Consider the following 24,876-nt stretch of genomic DNA (forward strand, 5'->3'; position numbering starts at 1 on the left):
TGTCATGACGGCCGTGCTGTCCCGCCGCAGCGAACAGCACCTCGTCGCACCCGCCCCGAACGACCAGGAGTTCGCGTATCTCCTGCGCGCCGCCGCCACGGCCCCCGACCACGGCGGCCTGCGGCCCTGGCGGTTGATCCTGATACGCGACGAGGGCCGCGCCGCTCTGGAGCGCTGCCTCGCGGACGAGGGCGCGGGGCCCACGGGGCCCGGGCCGGGACCCGAGTGGCTGGAGGAGATCCAGGGCGCGCCGCTCCTCGCCACGCTGGTCTTCTCCCCCGTGCCGCACGACCCGGGCGGCCAGGACGGTCCCCCCGAGTGGGAGCAGCTCGCCGCCACCAGCGCGATGACCGACTCGCTGACCCTGCTGTTGCACGCCCGCGGTTTCGGCAGCGTCTGGCGCACCGGCGGGTTCACCGAGTCCGAGCCGATCCGCCGCGTCCTCGGCCTGCGCGCGGAGGAGCGCCTGCTGGGCTGGCTGTGCATCGGCACCCCGCCGCGCAGCAGGGCCTCGCAGCGGCGGGTGCCCGAGGACGTGACCGACCGGATCTCCGTCTTCACCCCCTGAGACTCCGTCACCCGCGCTAACATAAAATACGTTCGGTTTCTTTTCGAGGCCGAGTCGGGGCCTGGTCGACGAGGGTGATCGGACGCATGGGTGACTGATCTGAAGCAGGAGCGTGCCGTCCGCACGCGCAACCTGATCATGAAGGCGGCGGCGGAGCTCTTCGACGAGGAGGGCTACGAGGGCGCGAGCGTCACCCGCATCGTCAAGCGGGCCGGCGTCACGCTGGGCGCGCTCTACTTCCACTTCCCCTCGAAGCAGGACCTGGCCCACGAGGTGATGAACGCCCAGCCCTACGTGATCGAGCCGCTCCTGGAGTCCAGCGGACTCCAGCGCCTGGTCGACATCACGCTGGTCTGGGCCCACCGGCTGCAGACCGACCCGATGCTGCGCGCCGGCGTCCGGCTCGCCGTCGAGCAGAGCCGCTTCGGCATGCGCGACATCGACTCCTTCGAGGGCTGGAAGGACATCATGGTCGGCCATCTCGAAGTGGCCCGCGCCGAGGGGAGCCTCCGCGAGGGCGTCTCGCCCGAGGAGGTCGCCCAGTTCGTCGTCGGCGCCTGTACGGGCGTACAGCTGTACTCCCAACTGGTCACCGGCCGGGCCGACCTGACCGAGCGCACCTGCTCCATGTGGCGGCTGCTGCTGCCGGGCATCGCGGCACCCGACGCCGCCACCGTCGTTGTCGACCCCGACCTCGGAAGGGCCCCATGAACGCCTCTCCCCTCGGACAGCGGGAACCGGCCCGCCGCATCGTGCTCGCCGGCGCCACCGGAACGGTCGGACGGCTCACCGCGGCACGACTGGCCGCCGCCGGAACGCACGACGTGACCCTGCTGACCAGGGACCCGGCGAAGGCGGCCGCCCTGGGCCTGCCCGGCCGGCTCGTCGGCGCGGACTTCGCCTCGCCCGCCACGCTCAGGACCGCCCTGCGCGGGGCGGACGCGCTGCTGCTCGTCACCAACGACCCGCTGAGCCCCGAGCACGACGTCAACCTCCTCCACGCCGCCGCGGCTACCGGCACCCCGCACGTCGTCAAGCTGTCCGCCCAGGCCGTGACCGACCCGGACGCCGACGACGCCATCACCCGCTGGCAGCGCGAGAACGAGGAGCGACTGAGGGCGAGCGGCCTTCCGTGGACCCTGCTGCGCCCCCGCTCCTTCATGACCCACGCCCTGGCCTGGCGGGACGACATCGCCCGGCACGGCATCGTGCGCGCTCTCCACGGAGACTCCCTCAACTCCTGTGTCGACCCGGCCGACATCGCCGACGCCGCCGTCCAGGCCCTGACGGGCCCCGGCCACATCGGGCGGACGTACGCGCTCACCGGGCCGCGCGCGATCTCCGTACGGGAGAAGACCGCCACGCTGTCCGAAGTCCTGGGCCGGCCGCTGGTCTTCGAGGAGATCTCCCTGGACCGGGCCCGCCAGGAGTGGCGCCGCCGCATGCCCGAGATCCTGGTGGAGGCGCGCACGCTCAGCGCCGAACGGCAGAACCGCGGCTCCAAGGCCGCCGTGGCCGACGGGGTGCGCGAGGCGACGGGCCACGCGCCCCGGTCCTTCCGCACGTGGGCCACCGAACACGCACCGGCCTTCCTCACCCCCGTACGCGCGTAGGGCCCCTCCCAGAGACCTGATCGCCCGCCCCACCCGTCGATTGGACCCTTCGCCGTGGCCTCATCCACCCCTCTCCTCCACGGCAGGACCGTCATGATCACCGGCGCGTCCAGCGGCATCGGCGCCGCCGCCGCGCACGCCTTCGCCGCCGAAGGCGCCGCCGTGGTCCTCGTGGCCCGGCGCGCGGACCGGCTCGAACACCACGCCCGGCTCATCCGCGAGACCGGCGCCGAAGCCCTCTGCGTACCGGCCGACGTCACCGACGCCGACGCCGTCCAGCGCGCCGTCGACCGGGCCCTGGACACCTACGGCGGGCTCGACGCGGCCTTCAACAACGCCGGCTGGGCCTCCTCGGGCACCCCCCTGCACAAGACGGACGACGCCGAGTACGACCGGATCATGGACGTCAACGTCCGGGGCGTCTGGAACTGCCTCCGCGCCCAGATCGGCGCGATGCTCGAATCCGGGACCCGCGGCGCCATCGTCAACACCTCCAGCGTCGCGGGCCTGCGCGCCACCGGCACCGCCGCCCCCTACATCGCGGCCAAGCACGCCGTGCTCGGCCTCACCCGGGCCGCCGCCGACGAGTACGGGCCGCACGGCATCCGGGTCAACGCCCTGGTGGTGGGGAGCACGCACACCGAGCTGATGGACGAGGTCCTCACCCGTACGCCTTCGCTGTACGAGCCGTTCACCAGCCGCGCCATCCAGCGCCGCCTGGCCGACCCCTCCGAGGTGGCCCAGGCCGCGCTGTGGCTCTGCTCCGACCGCTCCTCGTTCACCACCGGGGCCGCGGTCCCGGTGGACGGAGGCTGGACGGCCCGGTGACTCCCCTCAGCTCTGACTTCCGCCCGGCAGCAGGTCGGGCGAGCGGGTCGCGGCCACCGCGCCGAGCGCCAGGCACCACAACTGCGCGAGCGCTTCGAGGTCTTCGCCGACCGTGCCGGTCGTGGGGACCGACGGACTGTCGAACCGGGCGAGCATGCACACCACCAGGGAGCACAGCAGCCCCGCCGTACAGCCCTCGGCCAACTCCCCCCGCGCACACGCCCGGTCGGCGAGTCTTTCGACCTCGCCGAGCCAGAGCCGGTACCAGAAGCACCCCGTCCAGGCGGTCTCGCGGCTGAGCCGTGCGGCCGCCTGCACGGTGGTGTCGGAACGCAGCAGCCGGGCCACCTCGTGAGTGAGGTCGATGATGTTCTGCAGCGGCAGCGGCGAACGCGCCAGGGCGCGGACGACGGCCGAACGCGTAACGGTCGCACCCTCCTCGTAGACGCCCCGGGCCAGTTCGGGTTTGGTCGGGAAGTGGAAGGTGAGCGCCCCTTGCGTCACCCCGGCCTGCGAGGCGATGCGCGCCAGCGACGTGCCGGCGTAGCCGTACCGGGCGAGCTCCAGGGCAGCGGCGGATAGTACCCGGCTTCGGGTGAGCGCGGCTCGTGTCTGCGCCACGTTGTCGGTCCCTCTGTCATGTTTCGTCTGGCCCCCTGGTGTCGCTCCGAACGACTCGCATTCCCCCGTGAGTTGGGGAGCTGTTTGCCCACTCTACAGAACATAAAGAACGCTATTTTTGTTATGGTCGAACCGTGCCCGGAACCGTGCCCCGCCGCGTCCTCGCGGCGGGCTGTCGTGCTCACGCGCTCGCGTGAGGAAAGGGTGGTGGAGGAATTGAGGGACGTATTAGAGGCGACGGACAGTGATCTCGAGGCCATGACCGGTGGCGCGTGTTCGGACGTCCACCTGGTACCGACGGACTCCCTGCTGGCCGCCGACTCGCCCCGGCTCGGCGGGCTGAGCCGGGAGCACGTCGAGGTGCTCGCGCAGCGCGCCATCGAGCCGGTCCTGGTGCACCGGGGCACCATGCGCGTGGTCGACGGCATGCACCGCCTCCACGCCGCCCGGCTCCGGGGCGAGGCCGAGATCCCGGTCCGGTTCCTGGACGGACCGGCCGGCGAGGTCTTCATCCACTCCGTGACGGCCAACGTCTCCCACGGCCTGCCCCTGACGCTCAAGGACCGCAAGGCCGCCGCCGGGCGGATCCTGACCTCGCACCCCGATCTGTCGGACCGCGCGATCGCCCGCATCACCGGCCTCTCACCCAAGACCGTGAGCGCCGTCCGCCGTACGTCGACCGAAGAGGTCCCGCAGCCGGGGGTACGGGTCGGGGCGGACGGCCGCGCCCGCCCGCTCGACGCGGCCCGGCGCCGCGAGGTCGCCGTCGCCTTCCTCGCCGAACACCCCGGCGCCACCCTCAGCGAGGTCGCCGCCAGCGCGGGCGTCTCCATCAGCACCGCGGGCGCGATCCGGCAGCGGCTGCGCCGTGACGAGCAGGCTCCCCCACCACCACCGCCGAGCCCCGGCCTCGTACGCGAGGCAGGCCGCTGCGAGCGGCCCGCCGGGCCACCGCCGGGCGACCTGCGGGAGCAGCGCATCGAGACCCTGGCGAAGGACCCCTCGCTCAGGTTCACCGAGTCCGGACGCGCCTTGCTGCGCTGGCTGAACAAGCGCGCACCGGACCTCGAAGCCGGGCAGCAGCTGATGGCCGCGGTGCCGGTGCACTGCGCCGTCGCGGTCGCCGACCTGGCCAACTCCTACGCCCGGGAATGGCAGCGCTTCGCCAGCGACCTCGACCGCGCCCTGGGCGACATGGTGGAGCACTAGGCGCGTAGGGAGGGGACGGGGGACCTGCCCCTCACCGAGCGCGCTGCGCGGGCGCCTTCTTGCGGCGGCCCCGCTGGCCGCGCCGGCCGCCCGTGTCGCCGGAGCGGCGCCCGTCCAGACCGATCCAGATCCGGACCTCCGTACCGCCGAGCACCGAGTGCCCGATGGCGACGTCGCCGCCGGTGGCCTCCGCCATCTGCCGGACGATGTCCAGGCCGAGACCGGTCGACCCGTCCCGCCGGCCGCTGTTGCCGCGCGTCAGCGCGGCGGCCGGGTCGGCGATGCCGGGCCCCGCGTCGGAGACGAGCACGATGACGGCGTCGTCGCCGTTGTGGACGTCCACCGAGAACGCCGTCCCCTCCGGGGTGTGCCGGAAGACGTTGCCGAGCAGCGCGTCGAGCGCGGCGACGAGTTCGGGCCGGGCGACCGGGATGCGGACCGGCCGGTCGACGCCCGCGACCCGCACCTTGCGGCCCTCGTCCTCGGCGAGCGCGGACCAGAAGTCCATCCGGTCCCGTACGACCTCGGAGGCGTCGCAGCCCGCGCCGGGCCCGGTCGCCTGGGTCTGCGGCTTGGCCTCCCGCGCCGTACGGATGATGGTGTCGACCTCGCGCTCCAACTGCTCGACCGCCGCCCGGGTCTGGTCGGCCGCGGGCCCCGAGCCGAGCGAGGCGGCGTTGAGACGGAGCACGGTCAGCGGGGTGCGCAGCCGGTGGGACAGGTCGGCGGCCAGCTCGCGCTCGTTGGCGAGGAGCTGGACGACCTGGTCGGCCATGGAGTTGAAGGCGATCGCGGCCGACTTCAGCTCCGGCGGCCCCTCTTCGGGGACCCGCGCGCCGAGCTTGCCCTCGCCCAGGTCGTGGGCGGCGCCCGCGAGCCGCTGCGCGGGCTGGACCATCCGTACGCCCAGCCGGTCGGCGACCGCGACCGAACCCACGATCAGGCCGATGCCGACACCGGCGAGCACGAGCCAGGCGGTGGTGACCCCGTTGGTGGCCTCGCCCTCGGGGACGAAGAGTTCGACCACGGCGACCTGGCCGGTGGAGAGCGCCGTCGGCTGGAGCAGCACCGAGCCGCCCTCCACGTCGGCGATGGTGGCCCGGCCCAGCTCCCGGGTGGTCCGCAGGTCCTCCTCCGTGGCCCGCCGGGTGCCGATCTCCAGCGCCTCGGCGCCCGGTTCGTCGCCGGCCGGGACATGGACGGCCATCCGCCCGGCGGCGCCGTCCTCGGTGGTGGCCACGGCCCGGTCGAGCTCGTCGCGGTCGGTGGTGATGGCGAGCACGGGCGCGAGCCCGGCGGCGCGCCGCTCGGCGTTGGAGAAGGCCCGGTCGTTGGCCATCTCCTTGACGACGAGAGCGAGCGGTACGGCGAAGGCGATGACGACCATGGCCGTGACGGCCAGCGACACCTTGACGAGTGCCCATCTCACGGCTGCTGCTCCCGCGGCGGTTCGAGCTTCACGCCCACCCCGCGCAGGGTGTGCAGATAGCGGGGCCGGGCGGCCGTTTCGCCCAACTTCCGCCGCAGCCACGACAAATGTACGTCGATGGTCTGGTCGTCCCCGTACGACTGCTGCCACACCTCGGCGAGCAGTTCCTTGCGCGGCACGACCACACCGGGCCGGCCCGCCAGGAAGGCCAGCAGGTCGAACTCCCGCCGGGTCAGGTCGAGCCCGGCTCCGTCGAGCTCCGCCTGCCGGCGCAGCGGGTCGATGGAGAGACCGCCGACCTGGATCACCCGCGACGGCGGGACCTCGCCCGCCGCCGCGCGCGAGCGCCGCAGCACGGCGGCCATCCGCGCGGACAGGTGCTCCACGGAGAAGGGCTTGGTGAGGTAGTCGTCGGCGCCGTCGTTGAGCAGCCGGACGATCTCCGCCTCGTCGTCCCGCGCGGTCGCGATGATCACCGGCACATCGGTGATGCCGCGGAGCATCTTCAGCGCCTCGGACCCGTCCAGATCGGGCAGTCCGAGGTCCAGGATGACCACGTCGAAACGGAAATGGGCGACCTCGCGCAGCGCCTCCAGGGCCGTTCCGACGCTCCGTACGGTGTGGGAGGCCTCGGTCAGATGCCGGATGAGGGCGGAGCGCACGAACTGGTCGTCCTCGACCACGAGCACACTTGCCATGGCCCGCACCGTACGCCATACGGGCGAACCCGAGGCAAGGTCCACCCTGTGGGACGGCCGTCGCCGGGGTGGTGCAGTATGGCCCGGATGCATAGAGGACTTGTTCACGCGATGGCGTGGTCGCTCGCCACGGGCGCGGCGGTCACTCTGTCCTGGTGGGGCGTCCATACGGTACTGGCCGGTACGGTCTACGACCCGCCGCGCGCCCTGCCGATTCCGGCCGGGACCACCGACGACGCGACCCGTGCCTCGTCCACGCACGCTCCGGACCCCACCGCCTCCGCGACCCCGTCGGCGGACCCGTCCACGAAGCCGCCGTCCTCGGCCCCGGCGACCCCCTCACGCAAGCCCACCACCCCCTCCGAGCCGCCCACCACGAAGCCGCCGCAGGGCGGCGGAAGCGTGAAGCCCTACGCGGTGGACGGCGGCCAGGTCGTCTTCGACCTCGGCGAGACCTCCGCGGAGCTGGTCTCGGCCAGGCCGAACTCGGGCTGGCAGATGCAGGTGTGGAAGCAACCCACCTGGATCCGGGTCACGTTCACCAAGGACGGCCGCGAGCTGTCGGTCTTCTGCGTCTGGCACGACACCGCGCCCCGCGTGGAGATCGAGGACCGCTGACGCGCTCTACCGGAACACGGACGCAGGCGGTACGGGCGAGGGCTTCGCGCTCGCGTCGGTGACCGGGCTCGCGCCGCCGGTGAAGTCGGCGAGCTCGCGGCCGTGTTCGACCCGGCCGGGGTGCGGGTCGGTCGCCACCCGGCGGGTCAGCTCGGCGACGGGCAGCTCCCGGTCGGAGGCGAGGAGCACGGCGTTGCCGAAGCGGCGGCCGCGCAGCACGGTCGGGTCGGCGGTCAGGGCGAGTTCGGGGAAGACCGTCGCGGCTGTCGCGATCTGGCCGCGCAGATGGGCCAGCGGCGGCCCGTCGGCGAGGTTCGCCGCGTAGAAGCCGCCCGGCCTGAGGGCCCGGCGGACCTCGCCGAGGAACTCGGCGGTGGTGAGGTGCGCGGGGGTGCGTGCGCCGCTGAAGACGTCGGCGATGATCAGGTCCGCCCAGCCGTCCTGCACCTTGGCGAGCCCGGCGCGGGCGTCGGTGGAGCGGACGCGGATGCGGGCGGCCGCGTCGAGGGGCAGCTCGCGGCGGACGAGCTGGACCAGCGAGCCGTCGAGCTCGACGATCTGCTGGGTGGAGCGGGGCCGGGTGGCGGCGATGTAGCGGGCGAGCGTGAAGGCCCCGCCGCCGAGGTGGACGACCTGGAGGGGCCGGTTCGGCGGGGCGGCGAGGTCGGCGATGTGGCCGAGGCGCCGCTGGTACTCGAAGGAGAGATGGGCCGGGTCGTCGAGGTCGACGTGCGACTGCGGGGCGCCGTCGATGAGCAGCGTCCAGCCGCGGGGCCGCTCCCGGTCGGGTATGAGCTCCGCGAGACCGCCGTCGACGGTCTCGACGACGGCGACGGCCGCGGCCGCTCGTTCACGCTGCTTGTTCCTTGCCACGTGCTCCATTATCGGTACGCACGCCAGGTCCCCGCCCGACGAGGCTCGGGGCCTGTCAGTGGCAGCCGTCGGCGGCCTCGATCAGGCGGGCGGCCTGGCCGAGGGCCTCGCGGAGCACGGCCGGGTCGGTGACCTCGCCGGAGTCCCCGGGCGGCAGCAGCCAGCCGGCCGGGCGCGGGGCGTCGCCGGCGGGCTCGGGGAGCTCCGGAAGTTCGGGGATCCGCAGGCCACGGCCCGAGGTCTGCGTACACGCGCTGCCCGGCATGTCCCAGGCGGCCGCCGTGCCGGGCGGCACGAGGAAGCCGAGGGTGTCGCAGGCGCCGTCGTGCAGCACGGGGCCGACGAGCGGGGTCCCGCCGCGACGGAGGATGTCCACGGCTTCCAGGCCCTGGCGGACCGGGACGGTCACCAGGTCGCAGGGTGCGGTGCACGGGGCACTGGCGTCCGGGGTGGGTGCGTGCAGTGCGGTGGACTGCGATCCGATCTCCAACATGGGACCCCTCCTCGCTCCTGAGAAGACACGTTCCGTCTCTCCACATGGTTCAACGCCCGTGTGCGTCAACGGCTACGGCGGCACGCCGCCGCAAAGGATGGCAGTTCATGGCAGATCGCGAGCGAGATATCCGATTTATGGCAAAACCCTGCGTGAGCACCCGGTCACAGCAGGTACGTTTTGCCCCGCCGGAACACCGGCAGCACAGGAGAGGGCTCGGCCATGGCGGTGTCAGGGGCAGTTCCCAATCTCGCCTTCCGCCGGCTCCGCGGACAGCACTCGCCGGCGGAGTTCGCCGCGACGGTCCGCCGGGCGGCACGGGAGATCGGCGAGCAGGTCGCGTGCGACGCCCGCTACATCGGGCGCGTGGAGGCGGGTGAGATCCGCTGTCCCAACTACGCGTACGAGCGGGTGTTCCTGCACATGTTCCCCGGCCTCTCCCTGGCGGACCTGGGCTTCTCGGCCCGGGAGGCGGTACGCGGCCGAAGGCCGGCCGCCGTCCCGGCCGGGGCACCGCCAGGACCCGCCCTCACCACCCGTAACGATGAGGAGAGCGACGTGCTGCGTCGCGCGTTCATGACGAGCGGCACCGCCACGGTGGCGGCCGTCTCGATGGGATTCGGCGGCACGGCCGTCGCGATCCCCGCCCCTCGCGGGGCCCACAGGATCGGCGAGGCCGAGGTCCGCGCCGTCGAGGACGCCGTACGGCAGATCCGGCTGCTCGACGACCGGCACGGCGCCGAGGGTCTGTACAAGGCCGCCGCCCAGCCGCTGCGCGCGGCGTACGCCCTGCTCGACGCGGGCACGACGGCCCGCCGCTCCACCGAGGACCGGCTGCACGCGGGCGCGGGCGAACTCGCGATCTCCGTGGGCTGGCTCGCCCACGACTCGGGCCGCATCGACGACGCCCGCTCGCACTACGCGGAGGCGCTGGCCACCGCGCGCGTGGCGGGCGATCCCGCCCTGGAGGCGCACGCCTTCTGCAACACGTCGTTCCTGGCCAGGGACGCGGGACGGTACCGGGAGGCGGTCCGGGCCGCACAGGCCGGGCTGCGGGCCGCCCAGCCGCTGGCCTCCGCCCGGCTGCTCGCCCTCCTCTCCCTTCGGGAGGCGGGGGCCTGGGCCGCACTCGGCGACCGGTCGGCCTGCGAGCAGGCCCTGGGCCGCGCGCACAGCCACTTCGCCAAGGGGCCGGGCGACCGGGACCCCGAGTGGATGTCGTTCTTCGGCGAACCGGAGCTGGAGGCGCAGGAGGCCCACTGCTGGGCGGCGCTCGGCGACTGGGGCCGGGCCGCCCGCCACGCCCACCGGGCGACCGTTCTGCAGAACCCTCACTTCGCCCGCAACCTGGCCCTCTACCGCGCCCAGCTGGCGAGCAACCTGGCCCACGCGGGCCGCCGCGACGAGGCGTCGGCGGAGGCCCGGCGCGTGGTGGACTCCCTGGGCGACGTCCAGTCCTCCCGCATCCGCCGCCTCCTCACGGAGACGAGCCAGGTCCTGGCGGCGGCCCGCTGAACGCCCTTCCGCCGGGGCGGGCTACTCCATGTGGCCCGTGTCGTTCCAGCGCTCCACGGCCGGCTCGCCGTAGGCCCAGCCGAGGATCGACAGGCTCGTCGGGTCGAGGCGGATCCGGGCGCCGAAGGAGATGTCCTGGCCCAGCCAGCGCGCGCCGAGCGTCCGCAGGATGTGCCCGTGCGCGAAGACCAGGACGTCCCGGTCCTCCGACCGCACCCACTCCACGACCTCGTCGGCCCGGGCCGAGACCTGCGCCAGGCTCTCCCCGTCCGGCACGGCGTCCCGCCACAGCAGCCAGCCGGGCTGACGCTCGTGGATCTGCGCCGGCGTGAGCCCCTCGTACGCGCCGTAGTCCCACTCCATCAGCGCGTCCCAGTCCTGGGCCCGCTCGCCGAAGCCCGCGAGGTCGCAGGTCTCCCGGGCGCGCACCAGGGGGCTCGTACGGATCTCCACGTTCGGCAGGCCGTTCCAGACCCCCCGGTGCAGCCGCTCGCCGAGCAGCTTCGCGCCGCGGCGGCCCTCTTCGAGGAGCGGGATGTCCGTCCTGCCGGTGTGGCGGCCGGACAGCGACCATTCGGTCTGCCCGTGCCGGGCGAGCAGGATGCGCGGTGCCATGAAGGCTCCCTGAATGTTCGACGGAGCGGTGTCCCCCCATCATCTCCCACCTGAATTCACGGTGGCCTGCGGGCCGCCCCTCACCTGCGGTTCGCGGGGAACGGCGGTCGGATGTCAGTGGCGGATGGGAGACTTCCGCGGGTGAGCGATTCCCTCGACGGCGGAGCCTCTGTTCCTCCGCAGACGACACGACAGCCGCGGGTGTGGGAGCGGCTCGCCGAGCTGCGCGGGCCGGCCGTGGTGCCGCGCCCGCTGGACGCGCGTGCCCTTGCGGCGCTCGCCGCCAACCCCGGCTGCCGGCGGCGCGCCCTGCTCGACGGCGCGGGGGTGGACAAGACCGCGCTCGCGTCGAAGCTCGGCTCGCCGGCCGCGTTCGGGCAGTCGCAGTTCGCGTTCATGCGGGGGAACGCCTTCGAGGCGAAGGTCAAGGCGGACGGCGGGCGCGAGCTGCTGCGGCTGCTCGGCATCGAGGAGCCCGGCGCCGTCCAGGTCCCTGACCTGACGGCGGCCGGTCCCCAGGGCCGCGCCGCCCGCACGGCCCTCGCGCTGCGCGAGGCGACCGCCGCCGGGGTGTGGTCGCTGCTCGACCACCCGATGCTGGCCCTGGAGGTGGCGGGCTCCCCCGCCTATCTGGAACCCGACGCGGTCGTGGTGCACCCCGACGGTCGGTGGACGGTCGTCGAGATCAAGTCCTTCCCGATGATCGACGGTTCGGCGGACGCGTCCAAGGTGGGCGCGGCGGCCCGCCAGTCCGCGGTGTACGTCCTGGCCCTGGAGCGGGTCGCGGCGGTGACCGAGGGCGCCGAGGTGGCCCCGCACGTCCTCCTCGTCTGCCCGAAGGACTTCTCCAACCTGCCGACGGCCTCGGTCGTCGACGTGCGCAAGCAGCTGTCGGTGACCCGCCGTCAGCTGACCCGGCTCACCCGGATCGAGGACATCGCGGCCGCGCTGCCGGAGGGTGTCACCTTCGACGTGGAGAGCTGCTCGGCGGAGCAGCTGGCGGAGGCCGTGGAGTCCGTCCCGCACGCGTACGCCCCCGAGTGCCTCTCGGCGTGCGAGCTGGCCTTCCACTGCCGCGACCGGGCCCGGCACGCGGGCGCGGTGGAGACCCTGGGCCGTTCGGTACGGGGCGAGTTGGGCAGCCTGACGACGGTCGGCGCGGTCCTGGCGGCGGCCCGAGGCGAGGAGGGCGACCCGGACGACCCGACGGTCGAGGCCCTGCGCAGGGCGCAGGCACTGCGCGCCGAGGCGCTGGCGATGGCGCCCGCACGGACACCGAGGGCGGTCGTCGAATGCCCCTGCTGAGCGCGAGGCGGGCGGACACTGGCCGACGAGGAGGCTCTCCATGTCTTTGATCTCCACCCTCGCCCGGCTCGAGGCCGTCGAGGCCGGGCGGGCGCAGCCGTTGGCCACGGTGCGGCACCGGCACGTGTCGGAGCGGCCGCTGGTCCTCGTACCGCTGACGACCGCGGGCGAGGCGGGCGCGCCGCTCGGCGCGCTCGTCGGGACGGACCGCGAGGAGCCCCGGCTGCTCGTCGTCGCGCAGCCGCGCGACCGTGACCTGCGGTTCGCGTTCCTCGCGGACCTGGCCGAGGAAGTCCTGCCGTACATCGACTCGTTCACGGACGTCGTCGAGGCGGCCGAGCGGAACGAGACCGACCCGGAGACGGGCAAGAAGGTCAAGGTCGAGGTCGACCTGTGCGCGGACGCACCGCAGCTGGTCGTACCGAGCCGGGCGGGCATCGAGTACGTACGGCTCCTCGGGCGGTCGATGCGGTTCCGGCGGACGGCGGAGCAGGACCCGGAGACGCCGTTCCCCGCGCCGCCGCGCGTGCCGCTGCTCGGCCGCTGGCTGACCCACCTCGGCGAACGGGCCCGCGTGCCGGGCTCCTCACTGCTGCTGTCCGCGACGGACCTGCTGAACCGGCACTGGGCGACGGGCCAGTCCTCCCTGGAGGACCAGCACCTGGGCGCGCTTCTGGCCTGGATCGACCCGTACGGCGACGAGTCGGGCGCCGAAGCCGCGCTCCGAGCCGAGCTCGGCCGGGACCGGGACGGGCAGTTGCTCTGCCCGCCCGCGGGGCCCGCGACCGACCCGGACTTCGACAACCGGCTGCTCGCGCCCGCGATCGAGCGCTTCGACCGGGCCCGGCAGGCGCTGGCCTCCGCAGAGGACGGCGAAAGCGCCGACGAGCGGCTCGCCGAACTGCACCGCGCCGAGCGGGAGATCCGCCGGCTGATCGTCTCCCAGCTGAAGCCGACCTGGGAGGCGGTGTGGCGCGCGCTCGACCTGGTGCGGGAGCTGCCGGAGGGCGCGCGGGTGCCGGACCGGTGGACCCGCGACCGCTGGTCGTTCACCGGCCACCGCGACCGCGTGGTCGCCGGTGAGCCGCCGCAGCCCCGCCGCGACGACGCGGTGACGGCAGCGCAGAAGCTGGCCGCGCGGGAGTCGGCGCAGGGCCAGCTGGAGGCGCAGGAGGCGTTGGACGATCCGCTGGTGCTCGCCGGGCGGCGGCTGTCGGGCGAGGCGTTCGTCGCGGAGGTGGTGGAGGTGACGATGGCCTGGTCGGAGTCGAAGCGCCCCTCGCCGCGCCCGCTGCTGACGGTCCGCACGGACGACCGGCCGCACCTGGGCGCGGGGGTCAAGGTGTTCCGCTCGCTCGAAGGCAAGCCGCAGACGGCGGAGTTCGTACGGTACGAGGAGGACGGCTCGCTCGTGCTCCGGGTGACGGACCGGATGGGCCGGTCGAAGGAGCCGGCCGAGGGGTCGGTGCCGGAGAAGGGCGAGCGGATCGCCTGGACGCTCTTCGAGCACGACCAGCGGGTGGGCGCGAAGCTGCCCGACCCGGAGGAGACACCCTGGACGCACGGCGGCCCTCCGCGCTCGGACGCCGCCGAACTGCCCGACGCCGCGACGCCGGAGGACCTGCTGTGACCCCCTTGCCCTCCGACGTCTTCGACCCTTCGGCGGAGGCCGCGAAGGCCACCGCCGGCATCCTGGCCGACACCCTGCACGGGAACGCCCGGGGCGTCGTCGTGGACTCCCCGCCGGGCGCGGGCAAGTCGACGCTCGTGGTCCGCGCCGCGCTGGAACTGGCCGACGCGGGGCGCCCGTTGATGGTGGTCGCGCAGACGAACGCCCAGGTGGACGACCTGGTGCTGCGGCTCGCGGAGAAGCAGCCGGACCTGGATGTGGGGCGGCTGCACTCGAACGACAGCGATCCGTACGACAAGGCGCTCGACGGCCTGGAGAACGTACGGAAGTCGGCGAAGGCGGGGGACCTGGCGGGGCTGCCGGTGACGATCTCGACGGCCGCGAAGTGGGCGCACGTGAAGAACGTCGAGCCGTGGGCGCACGCAATCGTGGACGAGGCGTACCAGATGCGCTCGGACGCGCTGCTCGCGGTGGCGGGGCTCTTCGAGCGGGCGCTGTTCGTGGGCGACCCGGGCCAGTTGGACCCGTTCTCGGTGGTGGGCGCGGAGCAGTGGGCGGGCCTGTCGTACGACCCGTCGGCGTCCGCGGTCTCCACGCTCCTGGCGCACAACCCGGAGCTGCCGCAGCACCGGCTGCCGGTGTCCTGGCGGCTGCCCGCGTCGGCGGCGCCGCTGGTGTCCGACGCGTTCTACCCGTACACCCGGTTCCGCAGCGGTACGGACCACGGTGACCGGCGCCTGACGTTCGGGGTGCCGTCGGACGGCTCGGGCCCCGACCGGGTCCTGGACGAGGCGGCGGAGTCGGGCTGGGGCCTGCTCGAACTGCCGGCCCGGCACACTCCGCGCACCGACCCGGAGGCGGTCCGGGCGGTCGCGCTGGTGGTGCGGCGGCTCCTGGACCGGGGCGGCGCGGCGGTGAGCGAGCGGGGTCCGGAGCCGGTGCCGCTGACCCCGGACCGGATCGCGGTCGGCACGGCCCACCGCGACCAGGCGGCGGCGGTCCGCGCGGCCCTCGCGGAGCTGGGCGTCGCGGGCGTGACCGTGGACACGGCGAACCGTCTCCAGGGCCGCGAGTACGACGTGACGGTCGTCCTCCACCCGCTGTCGGGCCGCCCGGACGCCACGGCCTTCCACCTGGAGACCGGCCGCCTGTGCGTCCTGGCCTCCCGCCACCGCCACGCCTGCATCGTCGTCTGCCGCGCGGGCGTCGCCGACCTCCTGGACGACCACCCGTCGACGGAACCGGTCCAACTCGGCGTCACGGTGAAGTTCCCCGACGGCTGGGAGGCCAACCACGCGGTCCTCTCCCACCTGTCCGAACACCGCGTGCCCTGGCGGCCGTAGGCCCTGAGGTCAGGACTTGGCCGCGGCGCGCCTCGTCGTCGTCGCCAGGGTGAGGAGTTCGTCGAGGGGCCACTGGTCGTCGGCGTGGACGCCGTAGTTCACGGCGGCCACGCGCCCGTCGGCGTCGATCAGGAAGTCGGCGGGGAGGCCGAAGCGTCCGCCCCGCGGCCTCAGGCGCGGCGGGCGCTGACGGCCGCGCAGGATGTCTCCGGTGCCGAGGGCGATGGCCCGCGCCACGGGCGCCAGGGCTCGCGGGGAAAAGAGTGAGCGGGGCGAGAACTCCACCCCGAAGGCCTCGTAGAGCCGCTTGCCGGGGTCGGCGACGACCGGGAACGGCAGGCCGTCCAGGTGCGGGTGGAGTTCCTCCGGCGGCGAGTGGAAGACCACGACCTCGCGGATCCCGGCCGCCTCGATCTCCTCGTACCGGCGGACGAAGGACCGCAGATGGAGGTGGCAGATCGGGCAGCCGGCGAAGCGCCGGAACTGGAGATGGACCAGCCGCTCGGGGTCGGGGTCCGGGACGGCGACCGGAGGGCCGAGGACCGGGTCGAGCGTGCTGACGGGAACGCGGGCGCCAGGTGTGAGCACGGGTGAAACCTCCTTGTAGGCGTACGGCCGTACCCCTGAAATCGTAGGCGTACGGCGTACTCTTAACACCATAGGCGTATGGCGTACGCTGTCAACCCATGCCGCGCCCCCGCTCCCTCACCCCGGACCACCTGGCCGCCGCCGCCCTCGCCGTCATCGACCGCGACGGGCTCCCCGGCCTCTCGATGCGCACCGTCGCCAAGGAACTCGGGATGAGCACCATGGGGCTCTACCGGTACGTCGCCGACCGCGACGAACTGGAGGGCCTCGTCGCCGAGCGCGTCCTGAGCTCCGTCGACCCGACCCCGCCCCCCGCGGGACCGCCCTGGCGGGACCGGGTCGTCGTCATGGTCGCCCGGCTCCGCACGAGCGCGATCGAGCACCCGGCCGCCGTGCCGCTGACCCTCAGCCACCGGCACCGGCTGCCCGGCCTGCTGCGCTGGTCGGAGTCGGTCCTCGGGCTCCTCGCCGAGGCGGGCATCGAGGGCGAGCGGCGGGTCGTCGCCCTGCGCGGACTCGTCGCGTACGTCGTCGGCGCCATCCAGCTCGAACACCTCGGCTCCCTCGCCGGCGCGGGCACGAGCACCATCGCCGAGCTGCCGCACGAGCACTTCCCGTTCATGACCGAGGCGGCCCGGGACGCGCCCGGGGTCGACGCCGAACATGAGTTCTTCGGCGGGCTCGCGGTGTACCTGGGCGGCCTCGACGGCTGAGCGCGCCCGCCACGAGCCGCCCCCGTACCCGCCCCGCGCCTCGCCCTCTTGCGCGGCGCGGGACAATGGAGGGAGGCCCGGAACTCCGGGCCGTGCGCGTGCGAGGAGGAGAAGGACCATGGCGGAATCCGCGGAGCGGAACGGGCAACGGCGGCTCCGGCCGGCGCCGCTGGTCTTCGAGCCCGCCGAGGCGACCGCGGACCCGGAGCACTTCTTCGACCTGGAGTCGCTCGACGACCCCCGCGAGCTGCTGGCGCGGGCGACCGAGCTGACGCTCGCGTTCCGCGCGGCGACGGACCGGGCGATCGAGTTCCAGGCGATGGCGGCGGCCCAGCTGGCCGACCCGCGCCGCTTCGACCGACTGACGGCGGCGGACGTCGCCGAGCGGGCGGAGTGGACCGAGGACTACGCCCGCCGGATGATCGACTTCGGTCGTGATCTGCTCCGCGCCGGCGGGACACCGACCGACGACTGACCCGACCGCCGGCTGACGCGTCCGACGACTGACCCGTCCGGCAACCGACTGGTCCGGCGAGCGACTCGTCCGGCAAGCGACTCATCCGGCGACCGACCGTCTGGCATATGCCGGGGCGAAAGATACTCCCCCGGCACGTGCCCTGTCCGGGTTTTTGGCAACACTGGGAAACAGTTCCGTCACTGCCGGTAGATCTTGGGTCATGAGCGCATGGCTACGAGACGAAACCCCGCTGAGTCCGGCCCAGAGCGACACCGACGAGCGGCGGAGCGAGCGGCAGGACATCTTCAGGTTCCTTCGGGACCCCGACGAGCGGCGCCACCACTCCGCCCATGTCACCGCTCCGGGCGCCGACTGGCTCGCCTCCGCCGCCGCGTTCCCGCGCTCCACGCTCGCGCTCTGGGAGGGCCGGCCCGCCGCCCCCGCCGTCCTGCCCTGCGGGGCGGTCTTCGACGTCGTGAACGTGGACAGCATCTTCGGGCGCCGGATGCTCGACCGGCTCTGGGCGGAGGGCCCCGGCTCCGGGCCCGTCGCCGTCCACCGGGGCCGGATGCTGCTCTTCGCCGCGCCCGGGACCGCCCAGCGGTTACCGGCCCTGCTGCACTGGGAGGAGTGGGGCGACTCCGTCCCGCCCCCGCTCTGCCACGGCCTCGGGGACGCCGTCACGATCCCCCCGCTCACCCCCGCCCCGGCCGGCGGCCCCCGCTGGGTCGTCGCCCCGGACACCCGGCACCCCTGGCTGCCGGGGCCCGAGGTCATGCTCTGGGCCTGTGTCCGTGCGGTCCGCGCGGCCTCCGCCGCCGACGTGCGTATTTCGATTTTTCCTGGCGCCGATCAGGGTGCTAAGGTCTACGACGTCAGCAGGCGCCGCTAGCTCAGTTGGTTAGAGCAGCTGACTCTTAATCAGCGGGTCCGGGGTTCGAGTCCCTGGCGGCGCACAGACGAAGAAGGCCCCTCGCGCAAGCGGGGGGCCTTCTTGCTGCTCTCACCCGTCCCTCACGACGACGTCGGCGGCACCGTCACCTTCACCGTCCACGCCCCCGCCGCCGTCCGGTCCGCGACCTCCACCCGCGTGCCCTCGCCCGGCACCGTGAACGTCTCGCCCACGCCCAGCGGCGCGTCCGCGAGCGGCGGGTACACCGACCGGTCCCAGCAGGCCTCGGTCCGCGGATGGGTGTCCACGACCTCGATCGGGCCGTCGCCGGACGCCGCCTCGTTCCGTACGCGGTAGATCAGGATGCCCTCCGCGCACGTGTCCCGGTCGTTGCCGGTGGCGCCGCGCGCCTCGATCGCGAGCGCGGTCCCCACCCCCGTACGGATGACCGCGAGCCGGTTGCCGAGCGAACCGCCGGCCACCGGCGCCGCCGCCAGCGGCTCCAGGCTGAACAGGCGGCTGCCCGGCCCCTGGACGCAGGTCACCTGGCTCCGGTCGAGCCAGCCCAGCTTCCACTTGTGCCAGCCGAAGGGCTCCGGCGCGAGACCGAACTGGCTGCCCATGACGTCCCAGTCCCCCACATGGGTGTCCCAGTCGCCCTTTCCGTCGACGGGCCGGTGGTAGAGGTCCGGCAGATCGAAGACGTGCCCGGTCTCGTGCGCGAGGACGTTGCGGTCCGGCGGGTGCCGCTCGAAGACGGTGACGACCCGCTCGATCTCCTTGCCGTCCACCGTGAGCGGCTGCTCCAGGTTCACCACCTTGGTGGCGTCGGAGTCCACGCCGGGGGCGTCGGGGTCGGCCACCAGATAGACGATGTCGTAGCGCGCGAAGTCGACCTTGTCGTCCGCCGCCGCCAGCGCGTCGCGCAGATACGCCGTCCGCTTCGCCGCGTCCCAGTCACGCCGTATGGCGTACGCCGTCGACTCCTTCGGCATCTCGGTCCACTCCGCCCGGGTGTCCGCGCGCAGCGCGAAGCGGCCGTACGAGGCGTTCCGGAAGAACTCGCTCGTCCCGGGGAAGTGGTCGGCGGCCAGCTCCTCGGTCGAGGTCAGCGGCTCGGAGTCGGGGAACGACAGGAAGACCATGACCGCGTCGAGCGAGCGGACCGGCTTCGGGTACGCGCCGTTCCAGGTGTCGAGGCCGAGCGAGTGGTGCGCGGCGGTACGGGGCAGGGCGCACGGTCCCGCCGCCGCGGCGCCCACGGCGGGGCCCGCCACGAGCCCGGTCGCGGCGAGCGCCACGAGGGAGGTGAAGGCCGCGGCGGAGGCACGAAGCCGTGCGCGGTCCACTCCCCCGGGTGGCTGCTGACCCCTCACGTGGACCTCCGGCTGCGGAATGCGGGACACCTCAACCACCTTGTGATGATTTGCGGTGTTTCGCACTTTTCCGCTGCCCCAGTCGGGTGAGCGCGCGACACGGGGTCGACGCGACACGCGCCCTCAACGGCTCACGGAACGTCACAATCGGTCAGGCCCCCGCCGTCCCGCGTCAGACCCGCGCAGAAACGATCGGCCGGGCCGCGTCGGGAGGTGGCTCGGGGCGTCCACCGGGCCGCCGGCCGCCCATGAAGCTGGAACGGCCCCCTGGGGTGCCTCTATGATCGGCACACTTTCCTTGGCCGACCATCCCGACCACGTCTGTACGGCCCGACTGCACAACGGGAGCGAGCGGTGAGCGGAACCCCCGAAGGACCGGTGCACACCCGGCTCTCAGTCGCACGGGAGCCCGCGCCGGCGATCACGGAGCGTCACCACGACCACCCGGACGGCCACCCGGACGCGCACCCCGACGGCCACCCCGAGCCCGGTCGCCCCGACGACGCGCCCGCCCACCCCTGCGACGCCGAACTCCGCGACTACCGCGCCGCCTTCCGCGCCGCGCAGCTCGCCATGGCCGTCGTCGACCAGGACGGTCTCGTCGTCTCCGCCAACGACGCGCTCGGCACCCTCTTCGGCACCGAGGGCGCGGCCCTCCGCGAGCAGGCCGCCGCCGACCTCGTCGACCTCGCCTCCGACGGCCGCACCTGGCACGCGTACCGCGAGGTGCTGCGCGGCCGCCGCTCCCGCTTCCGCTGCACGCGCCGGCTCAAGCACCCCGACGGGCGCTCGCTCTGGGCCGAGGTCACCGTCTCGCCCGTGCCCGACAGCCCTCGTGTCCTGCTCTCCATCGCGGACATCAGCGACCGGCGCGAGCTCCAGGCCCGGCTGCGCCATCTCCAGATGCACGACCCGGTGACCCGGCTGCCCAACCGGACCCTCTTCTTCGAGCGGCTCTCGGCCGCCCTGGAGGCCGCGGCGGGCCAGGACGACGAGTCCGGCGAGTTCCGATCTTCGTACGAGTCGTACGGGCATGGCGGAACAGGGCGGATCGGTCTCTGCTACCTCGATCTCGACGGCTTCAAGGCGGTCAACGACACCCTCGGCCACCGTGTCGGGGACCGTCTTCTCGCCGCCGTGGCCGCCCGGTTGACGGAGTGCGCGGACAACGACGGGTACACCAGGAGCGGCGGGCACCTGGTCGCGCGGCTCGGCGGCGACGAGTTCGCGATCCTCGTCGAGGAGTCCACCGGGACCGAACAGCTCGCGGATCTGGCCCAGTCGGTGCTCTGCGCGCTCCAGCAGCCCTTCGACCTGGCCGGGCAGCGGCTCTCCGTCTCCGCCTCGATCGGGGTGGTGGAGCGGGGCGCGCGGGGGACGACCGCGACGGGTCTGATGCAGGCCGCCGACACCACGCTGTACTGGGCGAAGGCCGACGGCAAGGCCCGCTGGACGCTCTTCGACCCCGAGCGCAACGCCCACCGGATGACCCGGCAGGCGCTCTCCTCCACGCTCCGACCCGCCGTGGAGCGTGGGGAGTTCGGGCTTGAGTACCAGCCGCTGGTCGGGCTCGCGGACGGCGCGGTGCGCGGGGTGGAGGCGCTGGTGCGCTGGAACCACCCGCAGTTCGGCACGCTCGCGCCGAATCGGTTCGTCGGGATCGCCGAGGAGGACGGGTCGATCGTCGAGCTCGGGCGGTGGGTGCTGCGGACCGCGTGCCGGCAGGCGCGGCAGTGGCAGAAGGACCATCCGCGCGAGCGGCCGCTGTTCGTGAGCGTCAACGTGGCCGTACGGCAGGTCTGGGACTCCGACCTGGTGGCGGACGTGGCGGGGATCCTGGCGGAGACCGGACTCGCGCCGCATCTGCTGCAGTTGGAGCTGACCGAGTCCGCGGTGATGGGCTCGGCGGGCCGGCCGCTCCAGGCGCTCCAGGCGCTCAGCGACATGGGTGTGCGGATCGCCATCGACGACTTCGGCACCGGCTATTCGAACCTGGCGTATCTGAGCCGGCTCCCGGTCTCGGTCCTCAAGCTCGACGGCTCGTTCGTCCGCGGCTTCCAGGACGAGGCGCACGCCAACCCGGCGGACGAGCTGATCGTGGAGGCGCTGGTCCAGCTGGCGCACCGGCTCGGTCTGACGGTCACCGCCGAGTGCGTGGAGACCTCGGGGCAGGCGACCCGGCTGCGGCGGATCGGCTGCGACACCGGGCAGGGCTGGCTGTACTCGCGGGCGGTGTCCCCGGACCGTATCGCGGAGTTGATCGGCACCTCGCCGCTTCCCGTCTGACAGCGGGCATGGAACTGCCCCCGGCCGGAGGGACATTCCGGGCGGGGGCAGCGGTTCATGGGTGGTTCAGCGGGGAGCTAGCAGGCGCCCTGGTCCTTCCAGACGCCCCACTCGCCGGTCGTGCCCGGCGTCTCGTTCTGCGTCCACCACTGGGCGAGCCACTTGCGGCCGTTGTGGGAGACGACGGTGCCGCCGTTGTAGACCGTGCCGGCGACGTACGCCGGGACCGAGCCGCAGCCGGTGGGCGGCGTGGTCGGCGGGGTCGTGGGCGGGGTGGTCGGAGGCGTCGTGGGCGGGGTGGTGGGCGGCGTGGTCGGCGGGGTCGTGGTGGCGCCGAGCGCGTCGTTGATCTGGTTCAGCAGGGTGATGTTGTTGTCCAGGCCGAGGAGCGAGTACATCATCGCGCCGGCCAGGCCACGCTGCTTGCCGTAGTCCACCCGGGCCTGGATCGACTTCTGGTTCAGGCCAGTGAAGAACTCGCCGTCCTTGTAGAAGTACGAGGACTTGGCCTGGTCGTCCCAGAAGGTGCTCGCCGCGTTGTCGACGACGCCGCCGAGCTCCTTGTAGTGGGCGATGCCGGCCTGCTGGCTGAGCGGGCGGGCGTTGGAGCCGCCGGTCGCGGACTGGGCGAGGCCGTTCGCGGAGCCCGCCGGGACGCCCTTCCAGCCGCGGTAGTAGAACTCGTAGCCGAGCGTCAGCTTGTTGGCCGGGAAGCCGCCCGCGATGCCGTAGGCCGGCTTGCCGTCGATCCAGGAGTCGATCGCGTTGTCGATCGAGTACTTCTCGGTGCCCGGAGCGATGGGGTCGGTCGGGTCGTTCGCGCCGGAGTAGAGCGGGGACTGGTGGTACGTCGGCCCGTCGCCGTCCCAGGCGCCGTGCATGTCGTACGTCATGATGTTCGCGTAGTCGAGGTACGCGCCGATCTTGTCCGTCTCGATGTACTTGATCTTGTCCTGGCCGGCCGGGAGAGCCGCGGTCAGCATGTACTTCTTGCCGCCGTTGGCCGTGCCGTACGCGTCGAGCTGCTTGCGGAACTCGGCGAGCAGGAGCGTGAAGTTCTGCTTGTCCTCGGGGCCGTAGTGGTTGCCGAGGTGGCCGCCGGAGGAGCCGGGGTACTCCCAGTCGATGTCGATGCCGTCGAAGATGCCGGCCGCGGTGCCGGGGCCGCCGAAGCCGCCCTCGACCGGGAGGTTGCCCTTGAGGTACTGGTCGATGCAGGAGGAGACCAGCTTCTTGCGGCTGGCGTCGGTCTTGGCCGCGTCGTGGAAGAACTTGGAGTAGGTCCAGCCACCGAGCGAGATGTTGATCTTCAGGTGGGGGTACTTCGCCTTCAGTTCCTTGAACTGGTTGAAGACGCCCACGATCGGCTGGTTCCAGGTGTCGGCGACGCCGTCCACGCTGTCGGCCGCGCCGAAGGACTTCTGGTAGTCGGCGTAGGAGTCGCCCGCACCGTCACCCGCGTTGGGGTTGTTGTCGTCACCCGCGGCCTTGTTGGCCTCGAAACAGGTGAGTTCGGTGGGGTGGATGTTGCCGAACGAGTAGTTGATGATGTCCAGTTTGCTCGCGATGCCCCGGGTATCGAGGTGCTTGGGGTAGAAGGCGTTCCCGTACACGCTCCACTGGTCGTAGTACGCGATGCGGACATTGCCGTCGGCGGCCGCCGTGGCGGTGGTGGCGGAGCCGGCTGCCGAGGCGGAGCCGATGCCGACGGTCGCGGCGAGCGCGCCTGCGGCGAGGGCCGTGCTCACGAGCGCGGCGATCAAGGGCTTACGGGGGTGCACGTGCGGCCTCCGAGGGGGATACGAGGGGTACGCGGTACGGCGGTTGGCAAAGTGATAGCCGCTGCGTGAACAGCACGTCAATGGTCTGAACCAGATTAAGGACTAGACCAATTGGCGGGAGAAAACCCTCGTCAGAGCGGTGCAGCACAAAAACGAACCGCCCGCCACCATGGGTGACGAGCGGTTTAAGGTTCCTTTATGGGAACGGAGTCGATGGTTCCGGACTGAACCAGCCGACCAAGGAATTCGCGCCGGAGGCGGCTGGGACAGGCCCTGGGGACGTCAGTCCAGATGCGGCATCCCGTACGCGTCGGCGATCAACTCGTAGCTCCGCAGCCGGACATCGCCGCCGTGCGCGTTGGCCGTGATCATCAGCTCGTCGGCCCCCGTGCGCTTGCGCAGATCGTCCAGACCGGTCCGTACCTCGTCCGGCGTGCCGTGCACGATGTTCGCGAGCCAGCTCTCCACGAACTCCCGCTCCGTCGGGCTGAAGGGGTACACCTCCGCCTCCTCGGGCGTCGGGATCAGACCGGGCCGGCCCGTGCGCAGCCGCAGCATCGACAGGGCGCCCGTGAGGACCTGGCGGCGGGCCTCCTTGGCGTCCTCGTGGGCCAGCGCGGCGACGCCGATGAGCGCGTACGGCGCGTCGAGGACCGCCGAGGGGCGGAAGGAGTCCCGGTAGAGGTCGAGCGCCGGGACCGTGTTCTGGGCGGAGAAGTGGTGGGCGAACGCGAAGGGCAGCCCGAGCGTGCCGGCGAGGCGCGCGCTGAAGCCGGAGGAGCCGAGCAGCCAGATCGGCGGCCGCCCCTTGGGCCCCTGCACCGGTCCGGGCACGGCGTGGATGCGCGAGTACGGGTGGCCGTCCGGGAAGTCGTCGTCCAGGAACCGGGTCAGCTCGGCCAGTTGCTGCGGGAAGTCGTCCGCGCCCTCGTTGAGCGTGCGGGTCCGGCGGAGAGCGGCCGCCGTGGCGCCGTCCGTGCCGGGTGCGCGGCCGAGGCCGAGGTCGACGCGGCCGGGGGCGAAGGCCTCCAGCGTGCCGAACTGCTCGGCGATCACCAGCGGGGCGTGGTTGGGCAGCATGACCCCGCCCGAGCCGAGCCGGATGCGCTCGGTGTGCGCGGCGAGGTGGGCCAGGATCACGGCCGGCGAGGAGGAGGCGACGCCGGGCATCGAGTGGTGCTCGGCGACCCAGTGCCGGTGGTAGCCGCGGCGCTCGGCGAGCTTGCTGATCTCGACGCTGGTGGCCAGCGCCTGGCTCGCGGTCCTGCCGCTGCCGACGGTCACCAGGTCCAGTACGGACAGCGGCACGGGCGAGTCCCCGTGTGCCGTGCCCCGAATCGCGTCGCTCACCGTGTGCCGACCCTTCTGCGCTCAGACGTGTGTACGCAGGACCAGAACAGGAGGCGGTCTCCGGTTATTCCGAAG

24 protein-coding genes and 1 tRNA gene are annotated in these 24,876 nt (G+C 73.1%); 15 read left to right on the forward strand and 10 right to left on the reverse strand.

Annotated elements, in window-relative coordinates; genetic code table 11:
- Nucleotides 1-4 precede the first annotated feature (4 nt).
- The 4 genes from ACWCO8_RS28650 to ACWCO8_RS28665 all read left to right on the forward strand — a co-directional run bounded on the left by ACWCO8_RS28650 (nt 5) and on the right by ACWCO8_RS28665 (nt 3,009).
- On the forward strand, nt 5-568 hold the full coding sequence (locus tag ACWCO8_RS28650; RefSeq protein ID WP_451034816.1) for a nitroreductase family protein: 564 nt from the start codon (nt 5-7) through the stop codon (nt 566-568).
- Between the two features lie 90 nt (nt 569-658).
- Nucleotides 659-1,279 carry a ScbR family autoregulator-binding transcription factor gene (locus tag ACWCO8_RS28655; RefSeq protein WP_362011597.1) on the forward strand — a complete coding sequence of 207 codons (621 nt, stop codon included), beginning with the start codon at nt 659-661 and terminating at the stop codon, nt 1,277-1,279.
- Complete coding sequence (locus tag ACWCO8_RS28660) at nt 1,276-2,181, forward strand: NAD(P)H-binding protein (RefSeq protein ID WP_451034698.1); 906 nt, start codon at nt 1,276-1,278, stop codon at nt 2,179-2,181. Before ACWCO8_RS28655 ends, ACWCO8_RS28660 begins: the two co-directional genes overlap by 4 nt.
- Before the next feature lie 54 nt (nt 2,182-2,235).
- Complete coding sequence (locus tag ACWCO8_RS28665; protein WP_451034699.1) at nt 2,236-3,009, forward strand: SDR family NAD(P)-dependent oxidoreductase; 774 nt, start codon at nt 2,236-2,238, stop codon at nt 3,007-3,009.
- 6 nt (nt 3,010-3,015) lie between these two features.
- Here ACWCO8_RS28665 and ACWCO8_RS28670 read toward each other — a convergent pair whose 3' ends face one another.
- On the reverse strand, nt 3,016-3,630 hold the full coding sequence (locus ACWCO8_RS28670) for a TetR family transcriptional regulator (protein ID WP_451034700.1): 615 nt from the start codon (nt 3,628-3,630) through the stop codon (nt 3,016-3,018).
- A gap of 258 nt (nt 3,631-3,888) precedes the next feature.
- On the opposite strand from ACWCO8_RS28670, the gene ACWCO8_RS28675 reads away from it, so the two are divergent.
- Nucleotides 3,889-4,839, forward strand: coding sequence for a ParB/RepB/Spo0J family partition protein (locus tag ACWCO8_RS28675; protein ID WP_451034701.1), 951 nt, complete (start codon nt 3,889-3,891; stop codon nt 4,837-4,839).
- Nucleotides 4,840-4,870: 31 nt separating this feature from the next.
- Here ACWCO8_RS28675 and ACWCO8_RS28680 read toward each other — a convergent pair whose 3' ends face one another.
- Together ACWCO8_RS28680 and ACWCO8_RS28685 are read right to left on the reverse strand one after the other, a co-directional pair.
- Nucleotides 4,871-6,268, reverse strand: a complete 1,398-nt coding sequence (locus ACWCO8_RS28680; RefSeq protein WP_362011612.1) for a HAMP domain-containing sensor histidine kinase — start codon at nt 6,266-6,268, stop codon at nt 4,871-4,873.
- The gene (locus ACWCO8_RS28685) at nt 6,265-6,966 is read right to left on the reverse strand and encodes a response regulator transcription factor (protein ID WP_362011615.1); all 702 of its coding nucleotides are present in this window, start codon (nt 6,964-6,966) and stop codon (nt 6,265-6,267) included. Before ACWCO8_RS28685 ends, ACWCO8_RS28680 begins: the two co-directional genes overlap by 4 nt.
- A 111-nt stretch (nt 6,967-7,077) precedes the next feature.
- Between ACWCO8_RS28685 and ACWCO8_RS28690 the strand changes: the two genes are divergently transcribed.
- On the forward strand, nt 7,078-7,584 hold the full coding sequence (locus tag ACWCO8_RS28690) for a hypothetical protein (protein WP_451034702.1): 507 nt from the start codon (nt 7,078-7,080) through the stop codon (nt 7,582-7,584).
- A 6-nt stretch (nt 7,585-7,590) separates the two neighbouring features.
- Here ACWCO8_RS28690 and ACWCO8_RS28695 read toward each other — a convergent pair whose 3' ends face one another.
- Together ACWCO8_RS28695 and ACWCO8_RS28700 are read right to left on the reverse strand one after the other, a co-directional pair.
- Nucleotides 7,591-8,466, reverse strand: a complete 876-nt coding sequence (locus ACWCO8_RS28695) for a spermidine synthase (RefSeq protein ID WP_451034703.1) — start codon at nt 8,464-8,466, stop codon at nt 7,591-7,593.
- Between the two features lie 46 nt (nt 8,467-8,512).
- The gene (locus tag ACWCO8_RS28700) at nt 8,513-8,950 is read right to left on the reverse strand and encodes a hypothetical protein (protein ID WP_451034704.1); all 438 of its coding nucleotides are present in this window, start codon (nt 8,948-8,950) and stop codon (nt 8,513-8,515) included.
- 222 nt (nt 8,951-9,172) lie between these two features.
- Here ACWCO8_RS28700 and ACWCO8_RS28705 point away from each other — a divergent pair, with 222 nt between their 5' ends.
- Nucleotides 9,173-10,465: a tetratricopeptide repeat protein gene (locus ACWCO8_RS28705; protein WP_451034705.1), complete on the forward strand. Its 1,293-nt coding sequence runs from the start codon at nt 9,173-9,175 to the stop codon at nt 10,463-10,465.
- 21 nt (nt 10,466-10,486) lie between these two features.
- On the opposite strand, the gene ACWCO8_RS28710 is transcribed toward ACWCO8_RS28705, so the two are convergent.
- The gene (locus ACWCO8_RS28710; RefSeq protein WP_362011630.1) at nt 10,487-11,080 is read right to left on the reverse strand and encodes a histidine phosphatase family protein; all 594 of its coding nucleotides are present in this window, start codon (nt 11,078-11,080) and stop codon (nt 10,487-10,489) included.
- A 141-nt stretch (nt 11,081-11,221) separates the two neighbouring features.
- Here ACWCO8_RS28710 and ACWCO8_RS28715 point away from each other — a divergent pair, with 141 nt between their 5' ends.
- The 3 genes from ACWCO8_RS28715 to ACWCO8_RS28725 are packed head-to-tail and all read left to right on the forward strand — an operon-like array spanning nt 11,222 to nt 15,358.
- A complete protein-coding gene (locus ACWCO8_RS28715) occupies nt 11,222-12,385 on the forward strand; it encodes a hypothetical protein (protein ID WP_451034706.1) in 1,164 nt (387 codons plus the stop codon).
- A 40-nt stretch (nt 12,386-12,425) separates the two neighbouring features.
- Nucleotides 12,426-14,015, forward strand: a complete 1,590-nt coding sequence (locus ACWCO8_RS28720; RefSeq protein WP_451034707.1) for a hypothetical protein — start codon at nt 12,426-12,428, stop codon at nt 14,013-14,015.
- 5 nt (nt 14,016-14,020) lie between these two features.
- Entirely contained in the window at nt 14,021-15,358 is a 1,338-nt protein-coding gene (locus ACWCO8_RS28725) for an AAA domain-containing protein (RefSeq protein WP_451034817.1), read from the forward strand.
- Between the two features lie 9 nt (nt 15,359-15,367).
- Here ACWCO8_RS28725 and ACWCO8_RS28730 read toward each other — a convergent pair whose 3' ends face one another.
- Nucleotides 15,368-15,946, reverse strand: a complete 579-nt coding sequence (locus ACWCO8_RS28730) for a peroxiredoxin-like family protein (RefSeq protein WP_451034708.1) — start codon at nt 15,944-15,946, stop codon at nt 15,368-15,370.
- Nucleotides 15,947-16,044: 98 nt separating this feature from the next.
- On the opposite strand from ACWCO8_RS28730, the gene ACWCO8_RS28735 reads away from it, so the two are divergent.
- The 4 genes from ACWCO8_RS28735 (at nt 16,045) to ACWCO8_RS28750 (ending at nt 18,072) form a co-directional block, all read left to right on the forward strand.
- On the forward strand, nt 16,045-16,659 hold the full coding sequence (locus ACWCO8_RS28735) for a TetR/AcrR family transcriptional regulator (RefSeq protein ID WP_362011642.1): 615 nt from the start codon (nt 16,045-16,047) through the stop codon (nt 16,657-16,659).
- A gap of 118 nt (nt 16,660-16,777) precedes the next feature.
- Entirely contained in the window at nt 16,778-17,134 is a 357-nt protein-coding gene (locus ACWCO8_RS28740) for a hypothetical protein (protein WP_384516025.1), read from the forward strand.
- Nucleotides 17,135-17,336: 202 nt separating this feature from the next.
- Nucleotides 17,337-18,008: a bifunctional DNA primase/polymerase gene (locus ACWCO8_RS28745; RefSeq protein WP_451034709.1), complete on the forward strand. Its 672-nt coding sequence runs from the start codon at nt 17,337-17,339 to the stop codon at nt 18,006-18,008.
- Nucleotides 17,999-18,072 (forward strand) — tRNA-Lys (locus ACWCO8_RS28750). The genes ACWCO8_RS28745 and ACWCO8_RS28750 overlap by 10 nt, the downstream gene beginning before the upstream one ends.
- A 58-nt stretch (nt 18,073-18,130) precedes the next feature.
- Here the strand turns inward: ACWCO8_RS28750 and ACWCO8_RS28755 are convergent.
- Nucleotides 18,131-19,414 (reverse strand): M6 family metalloprotease domain-containing protein, encoded by a 1,284-nt coding sequence (locus ACWCO8_RS28755; RefSeq protein WP_451034710.1) that lies wholly within the window; start codon nt 19,412-19,414, stop codon nt 18,131-18,133.
- Between the two features lie 324 nt (nt 19,415-19,738).
- On the opposite strand from ACWCO8_RS28755, the gene ACWCO8_RS28760 reads away from it, so the two are divergent.
- Nucleotides 19,739-21,670: a putative bifunctional diguanylate cyclase/phosphodiesterase gene (locus tag ACWCO8_RS28760; protein ID WP_451034711.1), complete on the forward strand. Its 1,932-nt coding sequence runs from the start codon at nt 19,739-19,741 to the stop codon at nt 21,668-21,670.
- Between the two features lie 77 nt (nt 21,671-21,747).
- On the opposite strand, the gene ACWCO8_RS28765 is transcribed toward ACWCO8_RS28760, so the two are convergent.
- Together ACWCO8_RS28765 and ACWCO8_RS28770 are read right to left on the reverse strand one after the other, a co-directional pair.
- Nucleotides 21,748-23,451: a glycosyl hydrolase family 18 protein gene (locus ACWCO8_RS28765; protein ID WP_451034712.1), complete on the reverse strand. Its 1,704-nt coding sequence runs from the start codon at nt 23,449-23,451 to the stop codon at nt 21,748-21,750.
- Between the two features lie 282 nt (nt 23,452-23,733).
- On the reverse strand, nt 23,734-24,801 hold the full coding sequence (locus ACWCO8_RS28770; protein ID WP_451034713.1) for an LLM class flavin-dependent oxidoreductase: 1,068 nt from the start codon (nt 24,799-24,801) through the stop codon (nt 23,734-23,736).
- Nucleotides 24,802-24,876: the final 75 nt, after the last annotated feature.

This window comes from Streptomyces sp. NPDC001927, from assembly GCF_053594455.1.

What these genes read in the sequence shown, in the direction of transcription:
- ACWCO8_RS28650 (WP_451034816.1), top strand. Translation starts at nt 5, where the DNA reads ATGACGGCCGTGCTGTCCCGCCGCAGCGAACAGCACCTCGTCGCACCC.
- ACWCO8_RS28660 (WP_451034698.1), top strand. Translation starts at nt 1,276, where the DNA reads ATGAACGCCTCTCCCCTCGGACAGCGGGAACCGGCCCGCCGCATCGTG.
- ACWCO8_RS28675 (WP_451034701.1), top strand. Translation starts at nt 3,889, where the DNA reads ATGACCGGTGGCGCGTGTTCGGACGTCCACCTGGTACCGACGGACTCC.
- ACWCO8_RS28685 (WP_362011615.1), bottom strand. Translation starts at nt 6,966, where the DNA reads ATGGCAAGTGTGCTCGTGGTCGAGGACGACCAGTTCGTGCGCTCCGCC.
- ACWCO8_RS28690 (WP_451034702.1), top strand. Translation starts at nt 7,078, where the DNA reads ATGGCGTGGTCGCTCGCCACGGGCGCGGCGGTCACTCTGTCCTGGTGG.
- ACWCO8_RS28695 (WP_451034703.1), bottom strand. Translation starts at nt 8,466, where the DNA reads ATGGAGCACGTGGCAAGGAACAAGCAGCGTGAACGAGCGGCCGCGGCC.
- ACWCO8_RS28700 (WP_451034704.1), bottom strand. Translation starts at nt 8,950, where the DNA reads ATGTTGGAGATCGGATCGCAGTCCACCGCACTGCACGCACCCACCCCG.
- ACWCO8_RS28705 (WP_451034705.1), top strand. Translation starts at nt 9,173, where the DNA reads ATGGCGGTGTCAGGGGCAGTTCCCAATCTCGCCTTCCGCCGGCTCCGC.
- ACWCO8_RS28710 (WP_362011630.1), bottom strand. Translation starts at nt 11,080, where the DNA reads ATGGCACCGCGCATCCTGCTCGCCCGGCACGGGCAGACCGAATGGTCG.
- ACWCO8_RS28720 (WP_451034707.1), top strand. Translation starts at nt 12,426, where the DNA reads ATGTCTTTGATCTCCACCCTCGCCCGGCTCGAGGCCGTCGAGGCCGGG.
- ACWCO8_RS28735 (WP_362011642.1), top strand. Translation starts at nt 16,045, where the DNA reads ATGCCGCGCCCCCGCTCCCTCACCCCGGACCACCTGGCCGCCGCCGCC.
- ACWCO8_RS28740 (WP_384516025.1), top strand. Translation starts at nt 16,778, where the DNA reads ATGGCGGAATCCGCGGAGCGGAACGGGCAACGGCGGCTCCGGCCGGCG.
- ACWCO8_RS28745 (WP_451034709.1), top strand. Translation starts at nt 17,337, where the DNA reads ATGAGCGCATGGCTACGAGACGAAACCCCGCTGAGTCCGGCCCAGAGC.